Origin of the sequence: Bacillus sp. LM 4-2, from assembly GCF_000978495.1 — a bacterium.
Classification (GTDB): Bacteria; Bacillota; Bacilli; order Bacillales; family Bacillaceae; genus Bacillus; species Bacillus subtilis.
This window is the reverse complement of record NZ_CP011101.1, coordinates 1,001,861-1,022,205: the sequence shown is the minus strand read 5'-3', so window position 1 is coordinate 1,022,205 and position 20,345 is coordinate 1,001,861. Positions and strand designations below refer to the sequence as shown.

Sequence of the window (20,345 nt, the reverse complement as noted above, 5' to 3'; positions counted from 1 at the left end):
CTTAGATTTTGTATATAAAAAAGGCATGAAGCGTCAGCTCCATGCCTTTTTTAACCGATATGTTACGCACAGCGCTTTTCAGCGCGCGGTCCGACCTAAAAAACCGTTCACGAAAACAGAACAAAAGGTTTGCCGCGCCAATATGAAACTGTTTGATAAACACGCAAATTCCTTGGCATAGCAAACCCTCCTTCCATTCTGATTTCATCTTTTTATCATCATACAAACAAAACCTTTTATTGTCAATCATTACTTGAATAGGAAAAGGTTAATTGTGCTCAAATTCGGGTAGTAGTGTTGTAAGACGCTTTGAAAGGGTGAGAAGGATGTTCCATGCTGACCGTATCATTGTTGCGTTTGACGGAAGTGAAAATAGTAAGAAAGCGCTTCAGACAGCCATTGATCTTGCTAAAACCGTAAATGCCGCTATTACCGTCGCCCATTCACATGATATGAAAGACAATCAGACCGTCATAGACCCGCCCAGACCCGCAGCTGAGGCAAGCTATATCAGCGGAGGCATGACAAGTGTTCCTGATCCGCTGATATCGGATGTAACATCACCTGAGACAATGATCTATGAAGACCGTACGGAAGAAGTCATCGCCGAAGCCAGAATGATGCTTAATGAACAGCAGGCAGGTGGAGATATCGATATATTAGAAGGCGATCCGGCTGAATCAATTATCGAGCATGCAAACCGCATTTCTGCCGATATGATCGTAACCGGAAGCAGAGACCAAAACAGGCTGAAAAAGCTAATATTCGGAAGTGTAAGTGAAAAGCTTTCAGCGAAATCGGATATACCCGTCCTGATTGTAAAGTGAGCACGCCCTGTGCTCACTTCTTTTATATTCATAATTGTGAAAAAACATAGATTTTCGTTTTTTTCTGTTATAATGCTTTCGTGCCCAAAAGCACAAAAGCATTAAAGATAAATATGGGGTGTTATTTTGGATTCTCAAAAAAAGTTGACGTTTCCGTTAGCCGTCGGTTTATTTATATTGATGTTATGCATTATTATTTCTTGCTTATTCTTGCTTCATGTAGAACCTCATATCCCGCTGTTTTTAAGTGTTGTCATGCTTTCAGCAGCAGCTTTATGGTTTGGATTTTCCTGGAAGAGTATTGAAAAAGGGATTGTAGACGGGATCAAAAACGGCGTACAGCCGATTATTGTTCTAGCGCTGATCGGCATCTTAATCGGCGCCTGGATGTACAGCGGCGCAATACCGACTGTGACAGTTTATGCCCTATCCTTTATTGAACCAAGCCACCTTCTGTTGACTGCTTTGTTTTCATGTATGATCATCAGCACACTTGTTGGCTCAAGCCTGACAACTGTAAGCACAATCGGGGTAGCGCTGATTGGCGTAGCGAGCGCGGCTGGCGTTCCGCTTGAATGGACAGCAGGCGCAGTCATATGCGGCGCTTGTTTTGGGGATAAAATGTCGCCGATGTCGGACACAACCAACTTTGCAGCTGGAATAGGCGAAATACCGATCTTTGAACACATTCGCCATATGATGGGCACAACCATTCCAGCTTTGCTCATCACTGTCGTTCTGTTTTACTTTCTCGGTTCATCAGTGTCAGCGGACGCTGCTTCAACCGATAATATTCAGCAGGTCATAACCGGAATAAAAGATGCTGCAAACGTGACACCGTGGGCCCTTCTTTCTCCGCTCTTAGTCGTTTTGCTGGCAATGAAACGGGTATCAGTAATCCCCGTTCTGACTGCCGGAATTATTTCCTCGGGAATTTTGACTGCTATTTTTGTACCCGACAGCAGCCTGCAGGCGTTTATGACAGCTTTGCAAAATGGCACAACTTTCGAAACTGACAATGAGGCAGCCGCTAAAATTATCAACAGAGGCGGACTGCAATCCATGATGGGCTCTGTCTCTCTCATTATGATTGCTTTTGCACTCGGCGGATTGATGGAGAAAATCGGATTGATTTCTGCACTATTGGAAGGCGTCATGAAAGGCATCCGCTCAAAAGGCCGTCTTGTTGCAGCAACTGTCTGCTCAAGCATCGGCGTCAACTTGGCAACCGGCGAACAGTATTTATCGATATTAATACCGGGACAATCATTTAAATCCTTATATGACAAACAAAACATCCAGCGAAAATTTCTGACAAGATCATTAGAGGACGGCGGAACATTAATTAACCCATTGATTCCTTGGGGCGTCAGCGGCGCATTTATGGCGAGCGCACTTGGTGTTCCAGTCATAGACTACATCCCGTTTACGTTCTTCCTCTATATATCGCCGATGATCTCCATTTTGATTGGATTTGTTAAAAAATAAAAAGAGCTCCGCTGTATAAAGCGGGCTCTTTTCTTCGTTCATTTATGAAATGCTAGCAGCCTGTTGAATGCTTTCTTGAAAAGCAGCCTGAAGCTGTTTGGTCACCGGTCCGGGTTTCCCGCTTCCGACCGATTGTCCATCGAGCGTCACGACCGGAATAATTTCTGCCGTCGTTGACGAAATAAAGATCTCTTCCGCCTGTTTCAACTCTTCTTCACTGACAGGAGTCTCATCCAGTTTGATCCCATTCTTTTCAATCAGTCCTAAAATATTCATCCGTGTAATTCCATTGAGAATGAGCCGGTTAGCCGGATGTGTTCGCACCGTGCCGTTGATAACGGCATAAACGTTAGAGGATGTACCCTCCGTAACAACGCCGTCCCTAAGTAAAATGGCTTCAAATGCTCCCGCTTCATAGGCCTTTTGCTTCGTCATGACATTATACAGTAAATTCAGACTTTTGATATCACATCTTAGCCAGCGAAGATCCTCATCTGTAATGGCCGCCACTCCGTATGCCTGCTCTTGCTCCGGTTTTTTCACCGTAAACGTATAAGCAGTAGTCTGCGGCTCGAGGCCGGCTTCATACTGGTGTTTTCGCGGGGCCACACCTCTTGTTGTCTGAATGTATACCGCTCCCTCACTGACCGCATTTTCCTGTACAAGCTTTTGCAGGTCCCACTCGAGATCTTCTATACTGAATGGCAGTGAAATTCCGATTTCAGCAGCACTTCTGAAAAAACGCTCTGCATGCTCACGTAAGCCGAACAATACTCCTTTGTACACCCTGATCACTTCATAGATGCCGTCACCAAACTGATAACCGCGATCTTCCAAATCGATTGATGCTTCACTGCGCCCAATCAGCTGGCCATTGACTAATACCTTCATAAAAGCCCTCCCTTTTCGAGATGTCCCTGATGTCATTCAAGCTGTCATTGTCACTAATTCTATCATATTGGACATGCTGAAAAACAGAAAGATCAAGAGATCTATAGCGGAAAGGAGTTTATTTTTTCCTTAAAATCTGACATTTCGACAAATTTTCTATGTGCTTTCCAGTTTTATTCCTGTATACTTGACTGGTAATACATAGGTTGTAAACATAAGGCATCTTCATAAGCTGCCTGCTGTACAGCATTATGTAGAGATTTTATGCCAATGGAGAGATTGTTATGCGACAAACGAGAGGAGAGGCTTCTCCTTCTGCAGTTTCGCTTGCTTTTAAATTTGCAAGTTTAGCAGTTTTATGTGTGCTGCTTTTGCTTATGGTGATTTTGGGTTATTCCAACAGTTCAACGAAAACAAAGGAAGTCACTGTCACAACAAACGGCCAGCTTCGAGATGAGAAAGAAAGCCTTAAGCTGAAAAACGACTCCCCCGATCTGCTGATAAAACATCTGCAGAAAAAGCAGAACATGGGAGATAAAACAGTTTACTTAACCTTCGACGACGGCCCTTCAGCCGTTACAACCCGCTTGCTCGACGTACTGAAAAGCGCTGATGTAAAAGCGACGTTTTTTATGCTGTCACCGCGGATGAACGAATTCAAGCAGGCTGTGAAAAGAGCAGAAAAGGAAGGCCACGCACTCGGTTTACATGGCGTTACCCACAATAACAGATTGTTCTATCAATCACCGACATCTCCGTTAAAAGAAATGCAGGAGGCGCGTGACACGCTGCAGGACATTACAGGATATAAAACCGATCTTGTCAGAACGCCATACGGAAGCAAGCCGTCACTAACCGCCTCACAAATTCGCAATCTGGAGAAAGATGGGTTTGTGTACTGGGATTGGACGATCGACAGCATGGACTGGAAATACCGGAATTCACAGTATGTGACCGCCGTATTACAGCAGCTTGAGAATATGGAACACAGCTCTTCAAGCCGCCCAAATGTAATTCTCATGCATGATCTTCCTGCTACTGTAAATGCGCTGCCGGTACTAATCAATAAATTAAAAGAAAAAGGCTATTCCTTCGGAGTGTTAGAGGACACAATGGTTCCTGTTCATGAATAAAAAAGTGAGGCGCATAAAGCGGCTCACTTTTTTATGCCCAAACTTCGGGCAAACTCGCCGATTTTTTGATGGATGACCATGTCAAACAAGCTGTCGCAATACGTTGGTTCAAGGTTTATGATGACTTTCTTCATGCCGGGAATCAGGCTTGCATCCTCAGGCACAAATCTAGCCGGAGCCACTTCGAGAGACGTGCCGATAACCAATAAAAGATCTGCTTGATCCAGCTTTTCATAAAGGGTGTCAAAGTGCATGACGGCGTCGCCAAAGAGAACAACATCGGTTTTTAATACCGTTCCGCAAATGTCCCCATTGTTTCCGGCCGCCGTGCACTCCGGCACCTCCCGCTCCAGCAAATGGGGAAGATCATATCGGGCGCCGCATGCCGGACAAGCTGCTGTCTGGATAGAACCATGCAGTTCGTATACATGCCTGTTCCCCGCTTTTTTATGAAGACCGTCAATGTTTTGCGTAAAAATATCGACCTGCTTCCCTTGCTTCTCCAGCTCAGCTAAAAGCAAGTGTCCTTCATTCGGTTCAAAGCTGCCGCTCATTTTCATCTGGAACAATTCTTTGAATTTGGGCCAAAACAGACGCGGATGACTTGAGAAATAATCAAGGCTCATCGCTTCCATTCTTGAGGCATCTTCCGTCCAAATGCCCCCTGCTGAACGAAAGTCTGGAATCCCTGATTCTGTGCTCATTCCCGCTCCTGTCAGCACAACAATTCTCTGTGCTTCATGTAGAATACTTTTGAATGCTTCCAACTCAACACCGCCTTTTTCTCTTATTTTACCATGAAAAAGACTCCGCCTCTGTCAGACGAAGTCTCTCTTTTAAGCCCGTTCCTTTTCCTCTTTATTTAGATTCACATGGAATGGGTCGCTTTCGTGCTTTTGCTTGACAACAACCATTTGGCCGGGATATGCAAACTGGACACCTTCTGCACCTAAAATCTCAATAATTTTATAGTTGATATCCTCTCTAATATTAAGGTTTTCAGCCCAAACCGTCGTTTTTGTATAGAAGTTAAAAAATAAATTGTAGTAGCTGTCGGCAAACGTATCAAAGTTGACCATGATTGTTTCATTATCAACGCCCTCATGCTCTAAGAGCATTGTTCTGAGAGAATGAATGGAGCGTTCAAGGTTCTCAATCGGCGTAGCGTAGGACACATGGATGGAAAACGTAATCTGGCGTTTGGTCATTCTTGTCCAGTTCGTGATCGCTTCCATCGACAGCGTAGAGTTCGGCACCGTTACAAGCGCCCCCTGTGCTGTTCTGAATCTCGTGCTCCTAAAGGTAATATCCTCGACTGATCCTGTTACTGTCGACGTCTCCACCCAGTCACCAATTGTAAACGGCTTTTCAGTAATAATAATAATACCGCCGAAGAAGTTGCTGATGGTATCCTTCGCGGCAAGCGCAAAAGCGAGTCCGCCAAGACCAAGGCCCGCTACAAATCCGTTGACATCATAATTGAATTCCTGAGCGATCACACTGACACTGAGCGCAATGATCACAAAACGGAGCAATTTAGATAAAAACGGGGCCAGAATGTCATCCATGTCAAGCTCGAAGCGCTGATTCACCTTATGGAAGATAAACGACGATGTTGCGGTCAAATTACAAAGACCCCAACACAAGAGCGCCACAATCAGTGAGCGGTATATTTTGCTGATGACCGGCATTTGCTCATCTAAAAACGGTGAATACCGGATCGCTAAAAACAGCCCAAGGGCAACAAAAAACCATCTGGCCGGCTTATCAAACGCCAGAACCACCTGTTTAAAAATTTCTGTTTTCGGCCGGTTTGTCAAATTAAAAAGCAGGTTAAAGAAATATCTTGTGAATAATTTTCTAAGTATAAGAAACACTAGCAAAATCGCCAAGCTGATGCCGATTTGAATGATGTTATCAAGCGTAAAATACTGCTGCAGATAATCCGGCATGACTGTCTCCCCTCTATCCCAATCAATTGTTTATTATACTAAAATATTCGTAAAGATGTTCATTTAAATGTCTTTTGCAGCACAAAACCCCGGCGAAACGCCGGGGTCATTTCTCAATTCATCTATCAGCCAGATTCAATAGGGACAGTCACTTACCTTTTTTCGTTTGTGTCTGATCAAGGAGAGTTGCTTTTTGCATTTCAGCATCCGTTTCGGCTTTAATTCTTTCCTCCACTCTGATTCTCCCTTTTCCCATGATCTCGCCTCCTTTTTTGCTATTATAAAGGATCATATTTTGTTGTGAACATGTCGAAAGACCTAATTTTCTGACGAAATGTGTTCTGATACGCTGAGTGTCTTTTTTTAGTTATACGCATTCCTCAGCCCGGACCATTCCGATATGGCAGAAAAAATTCACCAGTTTGTATCGCGGTGCATATATGGATTTGATACAATAACAGAAATGCCCATACGAGGAGCTGACTTAGCTTGTACATCATTGCCCATCGCGGAGCATCCGGCTACGCTCCGGAAAATACGATTGCCGCATTTGACCTTGCGGTGAAAATGAATGCAGATATGATCGAACTGGATGTCCAGCTTACAAAAGACAGGCAGATTGTTGTGATACACGATGACAGGGTTGACCGAACAACAAACGGATCAGGCTTTGTTAAGGATTTTACCTTGGAGGAATTGCAAAAACTCGATGCAGGAAGCTGGTACGGCCCCGCTTTTCAAGGAGAGCGTATTCCGACCCTGGAAGCGGTGCTCAAGCGCTACCACAAAAAAATCGGCCTTTTAATTGAACTAAAAGGCCATCCGTCTCAAGTCGGAATTGAAGAAGAGGTGGGACAGCTATTAGGGCAATTTTCTTTTTCTATCAATAATATTGTTCAATCCTTTCAGTTCCGCTCCGTCCAAAGGTTCCGCGAGCTTTATCCTTCGATTCCGACAGCGGTCATTACAAGGCCCAACTTTGGCATGCTGTCCAGAAATCAGATGAAGGCCTTCCGCTCTTTTGCAAACTATGTCAATATAAAATACACACGGCTCAACCGTCTGATGATCGGCTCCGTCCATAAAAATGGCTTAAACATATTTGCATGGACTGTCAACAATCAAAAGACAGCGGCAAAATTACAAGCCATGGGCGTGGACGGCATCGTTACAGATTACCCGGATTTCATCATAAAGGATGGCAAACATGAAAATATATAGCGCGGTTTTTATCGGAGGCGCGCTTGGCGCCTGCCTCCGATACGGATTAAACTTATGGATTCACACCGGTCAGTTCCCGGCGGCAACCTGGCTGGAAAATGCGGCAGGCAGCCTTCTATTAGGCATTTTGACCGGATTTTTTATGATCGGTGCAAAACGGCCTCTGCTGTCGGCTTTTTTAGGCACCGGCTTTTGCGGAGGCTTCACAACAATGTCCACGTTTTCTAAGGAAACGGTGATGCTTTTGCAAGGACAACCCTCATTGGCTCTTTTATATGTGGCAGCCTCATTGATATCAGGGATCATATTTGCACTGATTGGTGTTTTTGCGGGACGGCGCATAGCAGGCATTCAGCAAAGAAAGGGGCTGCAGGAAAGATGACACTAGCGGGTATTTTCATAGGGGGCGGACTTGGCGCAATGCTTCGGTTCTGGCTTGGCAATGTCATAACCGCCAAAACCAAAGGTCTGAGCCTGCCCATTGGCATACTGACAGTCAATATTCTCGGAGCTCTCGGGCTCGGAATATTTACAGGACTTCACGTTGCAAATGCTTCGGTCTCGCTTATCATCGGCACGGGGTTTTTTGGCGCCTTTACGACCTTTTCCACCTTCAGCGTTGAAAGTATTCAACTCCTTATGGCCAAACGTGTAATAGAAAGCATCTTGTACATCGCCCTGACACTTTGCGGGTCGCTTTTGGCATTTTGGTGCGGCTGGACAATCACAATATAAAAAAACCTTGAGCTTATTTCTCGCTCAAGGTTGCACTGTTCAGCATCACAGGCTCAGGCAGCGGCAGCTTGTGGTGCGCCATAATCCCGGTTGTGTTGCCGGCTTCTTCTTTTATATCGATTTGCTTGATTAATCGGCCGTCCATCTTCAGCACCTTTATCGTATATGAACCGATGCGAATGGATTCACCAGCCTCAATATCGATGTTTTCTTTTAATATCAGCCCGCCGATCGTATCGACGTCTTCTTGAATCGATGCGCCAAGAAGGCTGTTCACCTGATCGATCCGAACCTTTCCATCCATCACATAATGGCCGTCGCCAAGCTTTTGGATCAGCGGCTGTTCATCTTCATCAAATTCATCTCTGATCTCTCCGACAATTTCCTCAAGAATATCCTCTGTCGTCACAAGTCCCGAGGTTCCTCCGTATTCATCCGACAATATAGCCATATGAATGCGCTCGCGCTGCATTTTAATCAGCAAGTCATGAACCGGGATCGTTTCAATCACTTCGATGACCGGCCTCACATACGGATGGATCGTCATCTTCATTCGTTCTTCTTCTGTCATAAACAGCAAATCAGAAAACAAATGCTTCGTATTGACCAAACCGATCACACTGTCTTTGTCTCCATCTGTGACTGGCCAGCGCGTGTATTTTTCCTTCAGCATGACTTCAAGCATCTCGGCCATCGTCATCTCAGTTGACACAGCAGCCATTTCCTTCCGCGGTATCATAATTTCTTTGGCGATCCGATTATCAAATTCAAAAATCTTATTCACATATTTATATTCAGACGGATTAATCTCTCCGTTTTTTAAACTCTCAGATAACAGCATCCTGAGTTCTTCCTCAGAATGGGAACCATCATGTTCTGACGCAGGCTTCAAACCGAACATCCCGCATAAAAACCGCGCCGATCCATTGAGGATCCAAATAAACGGAAACAGGAGCAAATAGAATAAACGCAAAGGGCCCGCTATCAGTAAAGTCAGCTGTTCTGCCTTTTGAATCGCGACCGTTTTCGGGGCCAGTTCACCTACAACAACGTGCAGGAACGTGATCAAGCCGTACGCGACTGCAAAAGAGACTGCATGTGAAACCGAGTCCGGCAAGCCGAGCGGTTCAAACAGTGGATGCAGCAGCCGTTCAAAGGCCGGCTCACCTAGTACGCCAAGCCCGATTGATGTCAATGTAATGCCTAGCTGGGATGCGGATAAATATTCATCCAAATCTGTAATGACACGCCTTGCGAGTATCGCCCGTTTGTTTCCTTCTGTGATAAGCTGATCTATTCTGGATCTCCTTACTCTAACAATCGCAAACTCGCTTGCAACGAAAAACGCGGTTAAAGCAATGAGCACGCCAATTAAAATCAGACTGTCAATATCGTCCATTTAACCCTATCCTCTCAACAAAGGATAAGGAGTCACCTCCTGATATAATCATTTTTCCTTAACATTGAGGTACGCGGTGTATTGTTGCCTAAGCAGAGGGCCCCATCATACCACCTCCAAAAGTCAAAGTTTGATTATAAATTGTATATTTTATTGTAACACAACTCATTCCAAAAATGATTTTTAATTTTTAGACTTTTATCATGAAGAAAGACTTAACTGCATGCCTGCTTGTCAATTCTTCGCCTGTCTGGATTGGAAGAGGAAGGATTTTGTGGATATAAAAAGAAAACAGCCTTGAAAACTGTTTTCTTTTCTTTGCCTTCTTAAGCAAAATCTTTATATAAAGAAATGAAAATGTCCCGTGAGTTTTTAATCTGCTCGATCGGCACACTGAAGGATAATCGGAAATGCCCGCTCATTCCAAAACCGCTGCTCGGCACAATTAATAATTTGTATTTTTGGGCGGCATGCACGCAAAATGCAACTTCATCTTCAATCGGCGATTTTGGAAAAACAAAGAAACCTCCCTTTGGCATTTCAAATTCAAAACCGGCTTCTTTTAAAATGTCTACTATTAAATCCCGGCGCTCTTTATAAGCACTCGCGTCTACTCTTAAATCATCCATTCGTGCCACAGCCCGCTGCATCATGACAGGGGCATTCACAAATCCAAGCGTTCGATTACAATACACAAAAGCGTTGATCAAAAGGTCCGCATCCGGCATTCGGCTGTCCAATCCGATATACCCGAGCCGCTCCCCGGCTATGCCGAGATCTTTACTGAATGAGCTGGCCAATATCACACGATGGTACGATTGAAACGGATTTGCCAGCTCTTCATCATAGATTAATTGACTGTACGGTTCATCAAACAGCACATAAATCGTCTGGCCGCTCTTCTCTTCTATTTCTTTTAATAAAGCGCCTAAATCGTCTATATTTTTCTGGCTGAGAACCGTGCCTGTGGGGTTATGCGGTGTATTGAGGATCAGCCCTTTCGTCTGTGGAGTGATCGATTGCCTTACCGCTTCAATGTCGATCTCAAACCGGCCTGTCAACGGGCAGCTGACGGCTTTTCCCCCGTAGTTCTCAATATACAACTTATATTCGGCAAAATAAGGTGCAAGAATAATGACCTCTTCCCCAGGGTTTACGATGCTTTTTAACGCAACATTCAAAGCGCCTCCCGCGCCCACCGTCATGACGATACGCTCCGCTGAGAAATCAGCTTCAAAACGCGACCCCAAAAATTGCCCGACTTTTTCTCTCGCTGCAGGAAGCCCTTGATTTTGTATGTATCCGTGGCTGCCTTTTTCAGCTTCCTCTATTAACGCTCTCTTAAAAGCTTCAGGCTGTTCAACAATCGGGTTGCCGAGTGAAAAATCAAATACCTGGTCTTCCCCGAACTCCTTCTTCAGCCTTGCACCTTCATCAAACAGCTTGCGAATCCATGATCCTTTATTTAAATTTTCTTCAACTTCCCGGGATAACCCAGCCAATTTCATCTGTCCCTTCCGCATATAAAAATTTGAAAATTCTATCTTCCTATGTTACTTCAATCAGATGATGAATTCCACAACTTCCAATTCCGGTCTGAAAAAAACAATAAACTTGTGCAAGACACCGTTCATATATTAAACTATTCTCATAACTATAACGTGATGGTTGGGAGGGATATAGATGGGGCTGAGACTTATCGCATCAGTGAACTAGCGGCACTCGCCGGAGTAACGAAACGGACAGTTGATTATTATACGAATCTCGGTCTGCTTACGCCGGCCAGATCCTGTTCAAATTACCGTTACTACGACGAAAATGCACTCAAACGACTTATATTTATTGTAGATTGCAAGAAGCAGCGATTGGCCCTGTCCGATATTAAAGATCGACTGGAGAACCAGTTTCCCTCTTCAGCTAAACTTGATGATGAAATTGGAAATCTGGCATTAGAAATTGATCATATGAATCAAAACATCTCCGGAATCTTGCATCGGTTTGAACGGCTGAAGCCCGAGGATCGTGACAAGCTGAAAAGCAAACTCCCGCCTGAAAAGCTCGCCGTGTTCCAATCATTTATGCTGCTGTTAAGTTAAAACCATTTTATCTAACAGGAGGTGTTACCTTCATTCTCATTGCTAGAGTGAAGGTTCTAATTGGACATAGTGAATTTGATTTTAGTTGCTGTTTTAATCGCCCTGACGGCATTTTTCGTGGCATCTGAGTTTGCCATTATCAGAATCAGAGGCTCACGGATCGATCAGCTGATCGCGGAAGGAAATAAAGCAGCAATAGCCGTAAAAAAAGTGACCACGCATCTTGATGAATATTTATCTGCGTGTCAGCTCGGAATTACATTGACTTCCATCGGATTAGGGGTTTTAGGTGAATCAACGATCGAAAGGCTGCTTCACCCGCTTTTCGTACAAATGAACGTACCAGGTTCCCTTTCACATGTCATATCGTTTATTTTTGCGTATGCCATTATCACGTTCTTACACGTTGTTGTCGGAGAACTTGCACCTAAGACAGTCGCTATCCAAAAGGCGGAAGCAGTGTCTATGCTGTTTGCGAAACCGCTGATTTGGTTTTACCGCATCGCGTTCCCATTCATTTGGCTTTTGAACAATTCCGCACGGTTATTGACCAAAGCATTTGGCCTGGAGACCGTTTCAGAAAACGAATTGGCACACTCAGAAGAAGAGCTGCGAATCATTTTGTCTGAAAGCTATAAAAGCGGTGAAATCAACCAATCAGAGTTTAAATATGTGAATAAAATCTTTGAATTTGACGACAGGCTCGCGAAAGAAATTATGATTCCGCGGACCGAAATTGTCAGCCTTCCGCATGATATCAAGATTTCTGAAATGATGGACATCATTCAGATTGAAAAATATACCCGCTACCCTGTGGAAGAGGGCGATAAAGATAACATTATCGGGGTTATTAACATTAAAGAAGTGCTGACCGCCTGCATCAGCGGTGAGGTATCTGTTGATTCCACCATTTCTCAATTCGTCAACCCGATCATTCATGTCATTGAATCTGCGCCGATCCAAGACCTGCTTGTCAAAATGCAAAAAGAGAGGGTCCACATGGCCATTTTGTCTGATGAATACGGCGGTACTGCCGGGCTTGTGACGGTTGAGGACATCATTGAGGAAATTGTCGGTGAAATCCGCGACGAATTTGATATTGATGAAATTAGCGAAATCCGCAAAATCGGCGAAGGCCATTATATTCTTGACGGAAAAGTGTTAATTGACCAAGTAAACGACCTGCTAGGCATTCATTTAGAGAACGAAGAAGTCGACACAATCGGCGGCTGGTTCCTTACTCAAAAATACGATGTTGAAAAAGATGATTCCATCATCGAAGAGGGCTGCGAATTCATCATTAATGAAATTGACGGCCACCACGTCGCATATATTGAAGTGAAAAAGCTTCAAGAAGAAGAACTTCTGGAGACAGCTAACCAGCAGGAAGCATAATAAGAAAAGCACCTTGTATAAGGTGCTTTTCTTATTTTCACAGTTCAGGGCAATCTCTCAGAACGCCTTATAGCTGATCAAGTTTATTCTCTAGTTCTTTAATCCGCTGATTCAAAGCCTCTGTCATTGCTGCAAGTCTTTCCTTTGAAGGCAGGTGGGCAAAATCAGCCTGGTGAAGAGGCTCACCGATAATCAGCTTCATTTTTCCTTTTTTGAATAACTCTTTTCCGCTTGAAGGGCCCTGATATGCAGCGGGGACAAGCGGCGCTTTCCCCATTTGCGCAATCGTCACCGCACCTCTTTTCAAAGGCACATCCTCAGAGGTTCTTGTTCCGCTTGGGAAGATACCGACGATCTCTCCTTCTTTCAGCAGCTTAATCGGCGTTTTAATACTGCTTGGCCCGGGATTTTCCCGATCTACCGGAAAGGCATGAATTTTCTTCAGAAACGAACCGATCCATTTATTTTGAAAAAGCTCTTTTTTCGCCATGTAGTGTATTTGATAAGGAAGAATCCCGACTCCGAGTGTAATCACATCAACCCAGCCGGAATGTGTACACGCGATGACAAAACCTGAATCGGCCGGAAGGTTTTCTTTGTTATACACCTTCACTCCTCCGCGAAGAGAAAGAATAACTTTTAAAGCATTTGCACAAAACTTATACATATCGCACTTCCTTTGTCGTAATCAATGATTCTTTCTGTCATCTATTATAACAATATTTTTTATTACCTGGTACTAATTTTTAAGATTTCTCTCGTTTAAACGCCAAAAAGCTGAGGATTCGCCCTCAGCTTTTGTTATATTTCCTCTCTGGTCGGCGGGGCCATAAACTCCGGTCCGACAGGGTCTGATATCGTATTTTCCAATATAGTATTGATATCTTTCTGATCTTCACTGTTCAGCGTCCAGCCTGTAATCTCAGATAGGGCCTCAAGCTGCCCAGGCTTTCTTGCTCCCCAAAGAGCGATATCCGCTCCCGGCTGATCTAAGATCCATCTGACAGCCAAGTGAATCACTGATTTTCCATAACGTGTCTTCGCCAGCTTATCCAATTGATTGACAGCAGAAAGATACTCTTTAAAGCGGGGCTTCTGGAATTTTGGATCGTGATTACGCAGATCATCGCCCTCAAATGTATATTCTTCGGTCATTTTGCCTGTTAACAGCCCTCTGCATATACTGCCGTATAATAATGTTGTTATCTTGTTATCTTTCGCGTAAGGAAGGACACTCTCTTCCATCTCTCTTTCAAACAGATTATATGGAGGCTGAATCGTATGGAGAGGTGCGACGGCGCGAAATGTATCCATTTGCTCAATTGAAAAATTGCTGACGCCAATCGCCCGGATTTTTCCCGCATCATATAATTCCTTCATGACTTCAGCCGTTTCTTCAATTGGCACAAGCGGATCGGGCCAATGCACCTGATAAAGATCAATATAGTCTGTTTGAAGCCGCTTCAAAGAATTCTCAACTTCCTCTACAATTCTCGCTCTGTTCGCATGGCGGAACAGCTGGTTGTTCTTCCAGTCCAGAGCCGTTTTCGTTGCGAGAATCACCTGGTCTCTTTTGCCGTACTCTTTGATTGCCTTTCCGACGATTTCCTCGGACTGCCCGAAGCCGTAAGCCGGTGCGGTGTCAATCAGTGTAATCCCCTGATCAAGAGCGGCGCTGATTGTTTCAATCGATGTTTTTTCGTCAGTGCCTCCCCACATCGTTCCGCCAATGGCCCATGTGCCGAGGCCGATTCTGGAGGCTTCTATTCCTGTATCTGCTATACTGGTATATTCCATTGTGCCACTCCTTCACTTTTTTCACTATCTTTTCCCCTCTGGAAAAAATGTTAAACATTTCTCCGCACTATCTTTTGGGGCCATTTTTGGGTACTATATAGTAATGGTGTTTGATTAGGTATAAAAAAGCCGTTTGCATGTAATGTGCAACTTTAAACCTTTCTTATGCGTGTATAACATAGAGGGGAGAAAAGGCAGTGACGATCGATGAAATTTACCAAATGTACATGAATGATGTTTACAGGTTCCTGCTCTCCATGACAAAAGACAAGCATCTTGCTGAAGACTTGCTGCAGGAAACCTTTATGCGGGCATACATACACATTCACTCCTATGATCACAGCAAAGTAAAGCCCTGGCTTTTTCAAGTGGCGCGAAACGCCTTCATTGATTACGTCAGAAAGCATAAGAAAGAAGTAACCATTTCTGATGACTTAATCGGAAGCCTCTTTCAAAATGCTGTTCAAAGTCCTGCCCATCAGGTAGAGATAAAGGAAGTGCTGACTGGTTATATGTCCGAGCTCCCCGATAATTATCGGGAGGCCTTAACGCTATATTATTTAAAAGAGTTAAACTACAAAGAAGCATCCCATATTATGAATATTTCAGAGGCGAATTTTAAAAGTGTTTTATTTCGTGCCAGACAGCGGCTGAAAGCACTTTATAATAGAGGTGTTAATGATGAATGAAGAATTTAAAAAGCGTTTTGATCAATATAAAAATGGGGAAATGAGCGACCAGGAAATGACTGCATTTGAGGAAGAACTTGAGAAGCTTGAAGTATATCAGGAACTGATTGACAGCGAACTCGAGGACGATAACGATTGGGATCTCAGCATCAGTCCTGAAAAACAAAAAGCGATTTTAGCCTACGGCAAACGCAAGTCTTATTTGCGAATTTCTGTGCTTGCCGTCATTTCGACATTGATGATTTTGCCGCTTTGTACGCTGGGAAGCTACCTCTATTACGGAATGGGTGGAAAACACAGCACCGGCAATGAGTTTATGGAAACTGCCGCAGTCACTGTAGCCCTGACCATGCCGAATGTTCTTGTTGATACTTCCGGACTGAAAAGCCAAGTGAAGCTATTTGGAATGAATACGGAATTCCCGCTGCAAAAGCAGATTGGCACGAAGACGGCTGCCGTAGGGAATGAACGGGTTGAAATGTTTTATAACAAAGTAAAAGCGCCGGCAGTAAACTACTATGACTTAGAAGTGAATAAAACCGGCCATTACTTTACACATCCTTCAAACAAGTCTGAACAAACGACCGCAAAAGCAGAAAAAACGTTAAGCACATTGCCTGAAGGAACGGTATCAGAGGTCTACCTTTCATATGACCGTGCATATCCGACAAAAGACGTGTATAACAAATTCAAAGGCTATGATGTGAGCTTTTTGTGGAACGCAATCGAAACAGAGAAAAACACAAATAAGACAGCTTCCACAGAACCTCTTGGCTATCCTGGAAAGGATTCAAAGTTCCTGGCCGCCCTTAATACAAAAGGCAAGTCGAATGGCGATCAGTTTATCAACGCCCTGAAATTCATGTCCAAACACGAAAAATGGGCTCAGGTCATTTCAAAACGGAAAGATCTGAATGTAGATAACCGATTAGATTATGTAGAGAAAAACGGTGTCAATGTATACGGTTCGGTCGTTACAGGGCCAACCAAGGAAATCCAGCGCATGCTGAAAAATAAATCTGTAAAATCAGCGAATGTCGGCGAGGTGGAATTATGGAACTGGTAAGAATTTTTAAAGAACACAATGTATTCGGCTGGATCTCTGTCGGGACAGCGGTTCTGTCCCTGCTGTTGCTGAATTTGGCCATTATCAGCAACGTCACGTTTTATTCCTATCAAATGCTTCCGTTCGCCATGGCTGCCGTTCCGTTCGGCGTTGTTGAACTCTTCATCAAGAGAGGGCGCACAGGTCCAGGCCTGCTCGGCGTCATCCTTAATCTCTTTGTGATTATTTGTGTGTATACCATTGTATCTGTAGATACGAATTTACAGTTTGGCTTTTAAAAAAGACGCCTTTTCAGGCGTCTTTTTTCGTTATACCGGTTTTCGGAACAAATAACTTTCTATAGTAAAACCCATTTTATCTGTATAAAATCGATGTGCGTCTTTACGCTGCAGGCCAGATGAAAGACTGACAAAACCAAGTCCGGCTTTTCTCGCCCAGTCTGAGGCATAATCCAAAAGCATTTTGCCGTATCCCTTTGATCGGCAAGGTGCCGTTGTAACAAGATCCGCAATCCACAAGTGCTCTCCTTTATGAATGGAAACTCTCGGCAGAGCCCCGCACAGCGCTCTGATTGCTGTATCTTCATATAAGGCAAACAGCATATACGATTCTTTCTGCACACAGGCTTCAAGCCTTTGTAAATACGTCTCTATATCCAGTTCTGTTCTCAATTCACTCATAATCGGATACGACTCAGCCCATTCTTCTTTCGAGGTTAATTGTTTCATATGGATCATCTTCTCAATCCCCTTTCCTTTCGTTACAATGATCATAGCTAATAAATGGCATTTGCCAAATAGCCAATATCAGAAAAAATAACCATGCCAGATAAAAAGGAGACACGAGATGGATATCACGCCGTTTCTTGATAAAAAGAGCAAAACACCGCTGTATGAGCAGCTTTATACCTTTTTTAAACAAGAAATTTCATATGCGCGAATCACAAAGGGAACAAGACTTCCGTCAAAACGCAGGCTCTCCAGCTTGCTCGATGTCAGCACGGCAACTATAGAACGAGCTTACGAGCAATTAACTGCTGAGGGCTATGTCAAAAGCAAGCCAAAAATCGGCTGGTTCGCGGCGGAAGTAGAACCAGGCTTCCCGACAGCTCCTGACCATTTTCAGCAGTCTGTACAGCCGGGATTACATGAAAAGAACGCACCTGCTATTGACTTCCATCAAGGCAACGTTGACCCGACCCTCTTTCCCTTTAACGCATGGAGAAAAAGCATAGTAAAAAGTCTTGATCGCTATTCCGGATCGTTTCACACCTCTGGCGACCCTCAAGGAGAATACGAACTCAGGCACATGATTGCCCGATTCGTCAGGCTGTCTCGGGGAGTAAATTGTGAACCCGGCCAGATTATCATCGGCGCAGGAACCACCGTGCTTCTGCAAATTCTTTGCCTTTCGCTAAAGCCAGGTACAAAAATCGGCTTTGAAGAACCGGGCTTTCACCGTTCAAGAAGGATGTTTGAAGCAAATCACATGGATGTCACTCCGATTTGTTCTGATGCAGAAGGCGTCCTGCCGGATGAGCTCTACCGTCAGAATCCTCATCTCATGTATACGACTCCTTCGCATCAGTTTCCGATTGGGACCATTATGACGATTACCCGCAGACAGGAGCTGCTGGCATGGGCGGCAGAAACAAATTCATTCATTATAGAAGATGATTACGATGGAGAATTTCGCTACAGCGGCCATCCCATTCCGTCTTTACAGGGTCTTGATCCGAATGGCAGAGTCATATATCTGGGCACTTTTTCAAAGTCACTTCTGCCTTCCTTGCGGCTCAGCTTCATGATTGTGCCCCCTGAACTCATGGAACCGATCAAAAACAATGCTCAGTTAATGAAGCAGACCGTCTCTGTTCACTCGCAATTGGCACTGGCAGACTTCATCGAAACCGGAGAGTGGCAAAAACACATAAATAGAATGAGAAGCTTATACCGAAAAAAACACGCTGTCCTGTTAGAAGCCATCCGCTCTGAACTAGGAAACACCGTTGAGATTCTCGGTAAGAACTCGGGGCTTCACATCCTGCTGCGCCTTTTGTTTCCAGCAAGTGAGGAAGAAGCAATACAAGCAGCCGCTGACCACGGTGTAACCCTCTATCCCGTGTCTCCCTCATATATAGAACAGACGCCTTTTACTTCTGTCTTAATCGGTTATGGCGGTTTGTCAGAAGAGGATATCAGGCTCGGCATCCAAAAACTGAAAACGGCATGGGCACCGTTGATATCATCTTATTAAATAAAAAACAGGCCCCGGAAACGGAGCCTGTTTTTTAAAATGATAAAATTCCGATTAAATTTAAGAACACGATAATAATGGCAAGCGGCACGATAAAACGAAGCAAATAAAACCATGTGTAAAAGAATGCTTTACCTGCATTTGATCCATTTCGCATTTCAGCCAAGAGTTCGCTTTTCGAAATTTTCAGCGGGATAAATAGAGAAATTAACAAAGCGCCTGAAGGCATCAAAACATTGCTGACGGTAAAATCGGCAATATCAAAAAACGTTTTGCCAAATAGGTGCACATCACTCAAAACGCCATAAGACAAGCAGCATGGGATTCCGACCAAAAAGATCAAAAGCCCGCTCGTCCATGACAGTTTTTTTCTCTTCTTTTCGTCCCCTTTTCCGATTGTGGCAACGATAATTTCAACCATCGAAAATGCTGAGGTTAAGGCTGCAAATAAAAATGCAACGAGAAAACCGATAAAAAACAACGTGCCGAACGGAAGCTGTTCAAAAACGGCCGGAAGCACTGTAAACAGCAGTGTCGGTCCTTCATTTGGCTGAAAACCGAATGAGAAAACCGCCGGGAAAATAGCCAAACCTGCCAAGAGTGTCACAATGATATTCATCAAGACAATGGAGGCTGCCGAACGAGGGATATTTTGTGTTTTCGGCAAATAGGAGCTGTAGGTCACCATCACCGAAACCCCCAGTGTTAACGTAAAGAAGGCCTGTCCCAGCGCGAATAATATGGATTCCGGAGTCAGATCGCCGAAATGAGGCACAAGCAGAAACTTTACGCCTTCCATTGCACCATTAAGCGTAAGAGACCGAAGAACGAGCAGAATAAACAATAAAAACAAAATCGGCATCATCACCGCGCTTACCCGTTCAATCCCTTTTTGAACCCCTCTTGCGACAACGATGACAGTAAGTACCATAAAGACAAGCTGAGCCGCGAGCGTCTGCACCGGATTTTGGATAATAGAAGCAAAAAGAGCGCCATACTGTGCTTGAGAAAGCCCGGACAGTGAGCCTGACGCCGTTTTTACGATATACAGCAAAATCCATCCCCCAATTACACTGTAAAACGACAGCACTAAGAAACACGCGGCTACGCCGATCCACCCCGTAAGAAACCAAGCTGATCGCGGCGCTTCTTTTTTATATGCATCAATGGCATTCGTCTGGTTCCGTCTTCCAAAAATAAATTCCCCCACCAAAAGCGGATAGCCTAAGAGGATGGTAAATAACACGAAGATAAGAAAAAAGGCTCCTCCCCCATTGGTCCCCGCTACGTAAGGGAACTTCCAAATCGCGCCCAAGCCGATAGCCGAGCCGGCCGCTGCCATGACGAAACCGATTTTCGAAGCCCATTGGACTGGTTTTTGCTCAGACAATAAACGTCAC

Annotated in this window: 23 protein-coding genes; 12 read left to right on the top strand and 11 right to left on the bottom strand. The window is 44.3% G+C overall.

The genetic code is table 11. From position 1 onward, the window contains the following. Position 1: 1 nt before the first annotated feature. Positions 2 to 163: a hypothetical protein gene (locus bslm_RS05160; protein ID WP_010886461.1), complete on the bottom strand. Its 162-nt coding sequence runs from the start codon at positions 161 to 163 to the stop codon at positions 2 to 4. A gap of 163 nt (positions 164 to 326) precedes the next feature. On the opposite strand from bslm_RS05160, the gene bslm_RS05155 reads away from it, so the two are divergent. Further along, positions 327 to 827, top strand: coding sequence for a universal stress protein (locus tag bslm_RS05155; RefSeq protein WP_046380890.1), 501 nt, complete (start codon positions 327 to 329; stop codon positions 825 to 827). Positions 828 to 953: 126 nt separating this feature from the next. Next, positions 954 to 2,315 carry a Na+/H+ antiporter NhaC gene (gene nhaC, locus bslm_RS05150; RefSeq protein ID WP_046380889.1) on the top strand — a complete coding sequence of 454 codons (1,362 nt, stop codon included), beginning with the start codon at positions 954 to 956 and terminating at the stop codon, positions 2,313 to 2,315. 42 nt (positions 2,316 to 2,357) lie between these two features. Here nhaC and dat read toward each other — a convergent pair whose 3' ends face one another. Continuing rightward, positions 2,358 to 3,206 (bottom strand): D-amino-acid transaminase, encoded by an 849-nt coding sequence (gene dat, locus bslm_RS05145; protein WP_046380888.1) that lies wholly within the window; start codon positions 3,204 to 3,206, stop codon positions 2,358 to 2,360. 284 nt (positions 3,207 to 3,490) lie between these two features. On the opposite strand from dat, the gene bslm_RS05140 reads away from it, so the two are divergent. Then, the gene (locus tag bslm_RS05140) at positions 3,491 to 4,339 is read left to right on the top strand and encodes a polysaccharide deacetylase family protein (protein WP_046380887.1); all 849 of its coding nucleotides are present in this window, start codon (positions 3,491 to 3,493) and stop codon (positions 4,337 to 4,339) included. A 23-nt stretch (positions 4,340 to 4,362) separates the two neighbouring features. Here bslm_RS05140 and srtN read toward each other — a convergent pair whose 3' ends face one another. From srtN to bslm_RS20505, 3 genes are all read right to left on the bottom strand, one after another. Continuing rightward, positions 4,363 to 5,106, bottom strand: coding sequence for a sirtuin NAD-dependent deacetylase (gene srtN, locus bslm_RS05135; protein WP_046380886.1), 744 nt, complete (start codon positions 5,104 to 5,106; stop codon positions 4,363 to 4,365). Positions 5,107 to 5,175: 69 nt separating this feature from the next. Beyond that, entirely contained in the window at positions 5,176 to 6,291 is a 1,116-nt protein-coding gene (mscY, locus tag bslm_RS05130; protein ID WP_046380885.1) for a small-conductance mechanosensitive channel protein MscY, read from the bottom strand. Between the two features lie 148 nt (positions 6,292 to 6,439). After that, positions 6,440 to 6,547, bottom strand: coding sequence for a YhdX family protein (locus bslm_RS20505; RefSeq protein WP_009966908.1), 108 nt, complete (start codon positions 6,545 to 6,547; stop codon positions 6,440 to 6,442). A 233-nt stretch (positions 6,548 to 6,780) separates the two neighbouring features. Here bslm_RS20505 and bslm_RS05125 point away from each other — a divergent pair, with 233 nt between their 5' ends. From bslm_RS05125 to crcB, 3 genes are read left to right on the top strand one after another with little or no spacing between them, the layout of a single operon-like run. Then, positions 6,781 to 7,512: a glycerophosphodiester phosphodiesterase gene (locus tag bslm_RS05125; RefSeq protein ID WP_014479309.1), complete on the top strand. Its 732-nt coding sequence runs from the start codon at positions 6,781 to 6,783 to the stop codon at positions 7,510 to 7,512. After that, a complete protein-coding gene (locus bslm_RS05120; RefSeq protein ID WP_014479308.1) occupies positions 7,499 to 7,894 on the top strand; it encodes a fluoride efflux transporter FluC in 396 nt (131 codons plus the stop codon). The genes bslm_RS05125 and bslm_RS05120 overlap by 14 nt, the downstream gene beginning before the upstream one ends. Beyond that, positions 7,891 to 8,247, top strand: coding sequence for a fluoride efflux transporter CrcB (gene crcB / locus bslm_RS05115; RefSeq protein WP_003233320.1), 357 nt, complete (start codon positions 7,891 to 7,893; stop codon positions 8,245 to 8,247). Before bslm_RS05120 ends, crcB begins: the two co-directional genes overlap by 4 nt. Positions 8,248 to 8,260: 13 nt before the next feature. Here the strand turns inward: crcB and bslm_RS05110 are convergent, their stop codons facing one another. Both bslm_RS05110 and bslm_RS05105 read right to left on the bottom strand, forming a co-directional pair. Then, entirely contained in the window at positions 8,261 to 9,646 is a 1,386-nt protein-coding gene (locus bslm_RS05110) for a hemolysin family protein (protein WP_046380884.1), read from the bottom strand. A gap of 326 nt (positions 9,647 to 9,972) precedes the next feature. Beyond that, entirely contained in the window at positions 9,973 to 11,154 is a 1,182-nt protein-coding gene (locus bslm_RS05105; protein ID WP_046381491.1) for a pyridoxal phosphate-dependent aminotransferase, read from the bottom strand. A 156-nt stretch (positions 11,155 to 11,310) separates the two neighbouring features. Between bslm_RS05105 and cueR the strand changes: the two genes are divergently transcribed. Together cueR and bslm_RS05095 are read left to right on the top strand one after the other, a co-directional pair. Beyond that, on the top strand, positions 11,311 to 11,742 hold the full coding sequence (cueR, locus tag bslm_RS05100; protein WP_010886460.1) for a Cu(I)-responsive transcriptional regulator: 432 nt from the start codon (positions 11,311 to 11,313) through the stop codon (positions 11,740 to 11,742). 60 nt (positions 11,743 to 11,802) lie between these two features. Then, positions 11,803 to 13,137, top strand: coding sequence for a hemolysin family protein (locus bslm_RS05095; protein WP_009966903.1), 1,335 nt, complete (start codon positions 11,803 to 11,805; stop codon positions 13,135 to 13,137). Between the two features lie 67 nt (positions 13,138 to 13,204). On the opposite strand, the gene bslm_RS05090 is transcribed toward bslm_RS05095, so the two are convergent. Continuing rightward, positions 13,205 to 13,804, bottom strand: a complete 600-nt coding sequence (locus bslm_RS05090) for a 1-acylglycerol-3-phosphate O-acyltransferase (protein ID WP_003233335.1) — start codon at positions 13,802 to 13,804, stop codon at positions 13,205 to 13,207. A 134-nt stretch (positions 13,805 to 13,938) separates the two neighbouring features. Next, the gene (gene akrN / locus bslm_RS05085) at positions 13,939 to 14,934 is read right to left on the bottom strand and encodes an aldo/keto reductase AkrN (RefSeq protein WP_046160377.1); all 996 of its coding nucleotides are present in this window, start codon (positions 14,932 to 14,934) and stop codon (positions 13,939 to 13,941) included. A 197-nt stretch (positions 14,935 to 15,131) separates the two neighbouring features. Between akrN and sigM the strand changes: the two genes are divergently transcribed. Genes sigM through bslm_RS05070 form a run of 3 tightly spaced genes read left to right on the top strand, consistent with a single transcriptional unit; the run spans position 15,132 to position 16,967 of the window. Beyond that, positions 15,132 to 15,623, top strand: coding sequence for an RNA polymerase sigma factor SigM (gene sigM, locus bslm_RS05080; protein WP_003224177.1), 492 nt, complete (start codon positions 15,132 to 15,134; stop codon positions 15,621 to 15,623). Continuing rightward, a complete protein-coding gene (locus bslm_RS05075) occupies positions 15,613 to 16,689 on the top strand; it encodes an anti-sigma factor (protein WP_010886459.1) in 1,077 nt (358 codons plus the stop codon). The genes sigM and bslm_RS05075 overlap by 11 nt, the downstream gene beginning before the upstream one ends. After that, entirely contained in the window at positions 16,677 to 16,967 is a 291-nt protein-coding gene (locus bslm_RS05070; protein ID WP_003233341.1) for an anti-sigma-M factor, read from the top strand. Before bslm_RS05075 ends, bslm_RS05070 begins: the two co-directional genes overlap by 13 nt. A gap of 30 nt (positions 16,968 to 16,997) precedes the next feature. Here bslm_RS05070 and bslm_RS05065 read toward each other — a convergent pair whose 3' ends face one another. Further along, complete coding sequence (locus tag bslm_RS05065; RefSeq protein ID WP_015483014.1) at positions 16,998 to 17,426, bottom strand: GNAT family N-acetyltransferase; 429 nt, start codon at positions 17,424 to 17,426, stop codon at positions 16,998 to 17,000. Between the two features lie 109 nt (positions 17,427 to 17,535). Here bslm_RS05065 and pdxR point away from each other — a divergent pair, with 109 nt between their 5' ends. Next, positions 17,536 to 18,945, top strand: coding sequence for a MocR-like pyridoxine biosynthesis transcription factor PdxR (pdxR, locus tag bslm_RS05060; protein WP_046380883.1), 1,410 nt, complete (start codon positions 17,536 to 17,538; stop codon positions 18,943 to 18,945). A 34-nt stretch (positions 18,946 to 18,979) separates the two neighbouring features. Here pdxR and bslm_RS05055 read toward each other — a convergent pair whose 3' ends face one another. Further along, a complete protein-coding gene (locus bslm_RS05055) occupies positions 18,980 to 20,335 on the bottom strand; it encodes a sodium-dependent transporter (protein WP_003233348.1) in 1,356 nt (451 codons plus the stop codon). Between the last annotated feature and the right edge of the window lie 10 nt (positions 20,336 to 20,345).

Bases quoted from the DNA above. Each gene is read 5' to 3' on its own strand.
- bslm_RS05155 (WP_046380890.1), top strand. From the start codon at position 327: ATGTTCCATGCTGACCGTATCATTGTTGCGTTTGACGGAAGTGAAAAT.
- dat (WP_046380888.1), bottom strand. From the start codon at position 3,206: ATGAAGGTATTAGTCAATGGCCAGCTGATTGGGCGCAGTGAAGCATCA.
- bslm_RS05140 (WP_046380887.1), top strand. From the start codon at position 3,491: ATGCGACAAACGAGAGGAGAGGCTTCTCCTTCTGCAGTTTCGCTTGCT.
- mscY (WP_046380885.1), bottom strand. From the start codon at position 6,291: ATGCCGGATTATCTGCAGCAGTATTTTACGCTTGATAACATCATTCAA.
- bslm_RS20505 (WP_009966908.1), bottom strand. From the start codon at position 6,547: ATGGGAAAAGGGAGAATCAGAGTGGAGGAAAGAATTAAAGCCGAAACG.
- bslm_RS05120 (WP_014479308.1), top strand. From the start codon at position 7,499: ATGAAAATATATAGCGCGGTTTTTATCGGAGGCGCGCTTGGCGCCTGC.
- crcB (WP_003233320.1), top strand. From the start codon at position 7,891: ATGACACTAGCGGGTATTTTCATAGGGGGCGGACTTGGCGCAATGCTT.
- bslm_RS05110 (WP_046380884.1), bottom strand. From the start codon at position 9,646: ATGGACGATATTGACAGTCTGATTTTAATTGGCGTGCTCATTGCTTTA.
- bslm_RS05105 (WP_046381491.1), bottom strand. From the start codon at position 11,154: ATGAAATTGGCTGGGTTATCCCGGGAAGTTGAAGAAAATTTAAATAAA.
- cueR (WP_010886460.1), top strand. From the start codon at position 11,311: ATGGTTGGGAGGGATATAGATGGGGCTGAGACTTATCGCATCAGTGAA.
- bslm_RS05090 (WP_003233335.1), bottom strand. From the start codon at position 13,804: ATGTATAAGTTTTGTGCAAATGCTTTAAAAGTTATTCTTTCTCTTCGC.
- akrN (WP_046160377.1), bottom strand. From the start codon at position 14,934: ATGGAATATACCAGTATAGCAGATACAGGAATAGAAGCCTCCAGAATC.
- bslm_RS05075 (WP_010886459.1), top strand. From the start codon at position 15,613: ATGATGAATGAAGAATTTAAAAAGCGTTTTGATCAATATAAAAATGGG.
- bslm_RS05070 (WP_003233341.1), top strand. From the start codon at position 16,677: ATGGAACTGGTAAGAATTTTTAAAGAACACAATGTATTCGGCTGGATC.
- bslm_RS05065 (WP_015483014.1), bottom strand. From the start codon at position 17,426: ATGATCCATATGAAACAATTAACCTCGAAAGAAGAATGGGCTGAGTCG.
- pdxR (WP_046380883.1), top strand. From the start codon at position 17,536: ATGGATATCACGCCGTTTCTTGATAAAAAGAGCAAAACACCGCTGTAT.